The organism is Aquimarina sp. I32.4, assembly GCF_002924285.1.
Lineage (GTDB): Bacteria > Bacteroidota > Bacteroidia > Flavobacteriales > Flavobacteriaceae > Aquimarina.
In genome coordinates, this window is record NZ_PGUB01000222.1 from 1 (window position 1) to 1924 (window position 1924).

Genomic DNA, 1924 nt, shown 5'->3' on the forward strand with positions numbered 1-1924 from the left:
AGCTTAGAAGGCTTATTCCCCTTCTTACCACCACTAGGTTCTCTGTAATAACTACTTTCTACAACACCAACCATTTTAATGATTTTGGTTTTACTGCATTTATGCTTTTCATAAGTACTGTTTACTAAATCTTTCTTGGATCGGACGTGCCAAACTTTTTTTTTAAAAGCTCTCGCTGAACCTCTAATTCTATTTCTCTATCACTAAGTAATTTACGAAGCACTCGGTTCTCCTCTTCTGCAGATTTAAGCTCTTTACTCTTAGTGTCATAAGTAACTTTTAAACCAGCCTCTCCCTGATGGTCAAACTTCTTTCTCCAACTATAAAAAGTGCCAGTGCTAACTCCATACTTACGACAAGCTTCTACGATACCAATCTCTTCCGAAGTAGCTAGTATTTCTAACTTCTGGTCTAAAGTCCATTTCTTGTATTTCATATCTCAAATGTATTAGTTTGAAATTTAAAAGAACACTCCGAACTTATTGGGGGCTAAACTAGAGGGGACAAAAGTTAGCGCAGTATTTTCTATCTTTAATTCTTTTCCAAGTTGCTCTAATTCTATTTGTCTATTTGATTTACTGTACCCAATTTTATTTCCATATACGAAATAGGCTTTTAGATATTTTTTTCGTTTGATACTTTCTTGCTCTAAAAATGTTGTCCATTTCTTAATTTCAGTCCAATTAGGGTGATTACCCACAAAATAGACAATCCCGTGATAACGTCCATATTTACCAGACAGGACAAGTTTTTTTTCCTTTGTCTGGCCCCCAAGCATGAATGGGTGTAAAAGAAGGAGCTTCTTCTCCAATTTCTCGCCCAGATTCAATTCTATTACTTATATATGTGGGGTAATTTGGAATATTTAGTCCTAAAATAATATTGTGCTCTGCAACTTGCATCTCTTTATCAATTAACACTCTTAAAACCCCACTTCCTCCACGATTTTTGAACTTCTTTCTTTTATTGCTTGTTAATGTAATATCATCAGCAAATACTAAATTATCAGTATAGTATTCATTATCAATTTCAGGTTCTTTAATAGATAAATGAATATGTGCAGGTATATCTGAATTAGGATAATTAGCTGGTCGAATTGTATAAATCGAGTAGTTTCCTTGTTTGTCTGATTTTACCCAACCACGAATATGCCCGTGTTTTTTAGTTTTTCCTTTACCTTTAGAATAATAGCCATTGTTATCTGTTTGCCAATAATATACTATTACATTATTTACAGGTGTAATTCCATCTAATTTCAGTATTTTCCCAGTTACCAGCAACCTTTGTCCTTTTTCATTCCATGCAGAACTTGTATCAACTGATTGAATATTCTTTGGCATTCCAACATACATTAATTCACAACCATCGCAACCATCGCCAACAATTTTATTATTATTCTTTGTAGATATTTCCTCTTTTTTTGTCTGACTATTACAATTTGTTAATGATATTAGGAATAGAAAAAATAGTCCAATGTTTAGTATTCTTTTCATTATTTTAATTTTAGTGAACATCAAATGTCCAAGAAATCTTATGTATGAAAAAGGTAATTACCTGTAAATAGGTTAGTAGGAGTGTTTTTATTGCTTAGTGGTTTAAGAGTTCATTCCAATTTTGACGATAATGTCTACTAAGTCTTATAGATTGACCATTGGTTAAAATGCAATCATAATCACCATTCTTTCGTGATTTCAATTCTGTAATGTGATTTTTATTGACAATTACTGAGCGATGTAGTTTAGCCCCCAATAAGTTCGGAGTGTTCTTTTAAATTTCAAACTAATACATTTGAGATATGAAATACAAGAAATGGACTTTAGACCAGAAGTTAGAAATACTAGCTACTTCGGAAGAGATTGGTATCGTAGAAGCTTGTCGTAAGTATGGAGTTGAACTAATCCTCGTTGCCTCGGGAGCTTTTTTT

4 protein-coding genes are annotated in these 1924 nt (G+C 32.8%); all 4 read right to left on the reverse strand.

Annotated elements, in window-relative coordinates; all coding sequences use genetic code 11:
• Window positions 1-124: 124 nt before the first annotated feature.
• The 4 genes from CVD18_RS22125 to CVD18_RS23560 all read right to left on the reverse strand — a co-directional run bounded on the left by CVD18_RS22125 (window position 125) and on the right by CVD18_RS23560 (window position 1749).
• Window positions 125-436, reverse strand: coding sequence for a transposase (locus CVD18_RS22125; RefSeq protein ID WP_103867353.1), 312 nt, complete (start codon window positions 434-436; stop codon window positions 125-127).
• A gap of 24 nt (window positions 437-460) precedes the next feature.
• Complete coding sequence (locus CVD18_RS23290) at window positions 461-778, reverse strand: hypothetical protein (protein ID WP_233194621.1); 318 nt, start codon at window positions 776-778, stop codon at window positions 461-463.
• Window positions 732-1493, reverse strand: coding sequence for an intradiol ring-cleavage dioxygenase (locus CVD18_RS22130; protein ID WP_233194622.1), 762 nt, complete (start codon window positions 1491-1493; stop codon window positions 732-734). Before CVD18_RS22130 ends, CVD18_RS23290 begins: the two co-directional genes overlap by 47 nt.
• Window positions 1494-1587: 94 nt before the next feature.
• Window positions 1588-1749, reverse strand: coding sequence for a LytTR family DNA-binding domain-containing protein (locus CVD18_RS23560; RefSeq protein WP_103867619.1), 162 nt, complete (start codon window positions 1747-1749; stop codon window positions 1588-1590).
• Window positions 1750-1924 lie beyond the last annotated feature (175 nt).

Bases quoted from the DNA above. Each gene is read 5' to 3' on its own strand.
- CVD18_RS22125 (WP_103867353.1), bottom strand. From the start codon at position 436: ATGAAATACAAGAAATGGACTTTAGACCAGAAGTTAGAAATACTAGCT.
- CVD18_RS23290 (WP_233194621.1), bottom strand. From the start codon at position 778: ATGCTTGGGGGCCAGACAAAGGAAAAAAAACTTGTCCTGTCTGGTAAA.
- CVD18_RS22130 (WP_233194622.1), bottom strand. From the start codon at position 1,493: ATGAAAAGAATACTAAACATTGGACTATTTTTTCTATTCCTAATATCA.